This is a genomic window from Pseudomonas sp. SDO5532_S415, assembly GCF_054071155.1.
Window position 1 is genome coordinate 1 of the sequence record NZ_JBSVWS010000362.1, and the last position, 1,239, is coordinate 1,239.

General features: G+C 59.6%; 1 protein-coding gene. It reads left to right on the forward strand.

The genetic code is table 11. The features are described from left to right. Nucleotides 1-251 precede the first annotated feature (251 nt). On the forward strand, nt 252-1,211 hold the full coding sequence (locus ACW9HW_RS30105) for a DMT family transporter (protein ID WP_095196474.1): 960 nt from the start codon (nt 252-254) through the stop codon (nt 1,209-1,211). The last annotated feature ends 28 nt before the right edge of the window (nt 1,212-1,239 follow it).

Here is a 1,239-nt window from a genome sequence, read left to right on the forward strand (position 1 = left end):
TCCTGTGGGAGCGAGCCTGCTCGCGAAGGCAGCGACTCGGTCTATCTATTCATACTCAAAGACTGCACCCGCTTGATATAAGTCCGGACTTCCCGCCCAAACGGTCCCTCCAGCGTGTTTTCCCGAGTGCGGAAATACAACTTCCTTGCGACCTGCACAGTTTCATTCGCGGCCCGACGCAAACTGTCCCTGTGTGCCACACGGTAGTGCGCCTAGAATGACGGATCTAGACACTTGGCTTTGGGGTTCGCATGCACATTTCATCCGGTCGCTGGGTTTACGGTCTGCTCCTGGCCTTGTTGACTGCGTTGCTGTGGGGAATCCTGCCGATCAAACTCAAACAGGTATTGCTGGTGATGGACCCTGTCACGGTGACCTGGTTTCGCCTGATGGTCTCCGGTGGCTGCCTGTTCATTTACCTGGCGGCAACCAGGCGTCTGCCGAGTCGCAAAGTGCTGGGGCCGCGCGGCGGCTGGCTGGTGTTGATGGCGGTACTCGGCCTGGTGGGCAACTACGTGCTGTATCTGATGGGCCTGAATCTGCTCAGCCCCGGGACCGCACAATTGGTGGTGCAGATGGGCCCGATCATGTTGCTGATTGCCAGCGTGTTTGTGTTCAAGGAGCGTTTCAGCCTGGGGCAGGGGATTGGCTTGCTGGTCCTGCTGATCGGCTTTGCCCTGTTTTTCAATCAGCGTCTGAGTGAGTTGCTCACCTCGTTGACCGACTACACCGCCGGTGTGTTGCTGGTGTTGTTCGCGTCCACGGTCTGGACCTTTTATGCCTTGGGGCAAAAGCAATTGCTGACGGTGTGGAATTCGCTGCAGGTGATGATGGTGATCTACCTGTTTTGCGGACTGTTGCTGACGCCGTGGGTACATCCGCTGGAAGCGCTGCAACTGAACCCGTTGCAAGGCTGGCTGCTGCTGGCGTGCTGCATGAACACCCTGATTGCCTACGGCGCATTTGCCGAAGCCCTGGCCCATTGGGAAGCCTCGCGGGTCAGCGCAACGCTGGCGATTACGCCGTTGGTGACCTTTGGCGCCGTGGCGCTGGCGGCCTGGTGGTGGCCGGAATATGTGCATGCCGAGACGATCAACGGCCTGGGGTATGGCGGGGCGGTGTTGGTGGTGCTGGGGTCGGCGCTGGTGGCGTTGGGGCCGTCGTTGATTGCCGGGTTGAAGGCGCGGAAAGTGCGGATGGCCGCCAGTTAGACCGTGTCATCGTTTTTCGCGAGCAGGC

Excerpts from the sequence above, each read along its gene's own strand:
- ACW9HW_RS30105 (WP_095196474.1), top strand. The coding sequence starts at position 252 with ATGCACATTTCATCCGGTCGCTGGGTTTACGGTCTGCTCCTGGCCTTG.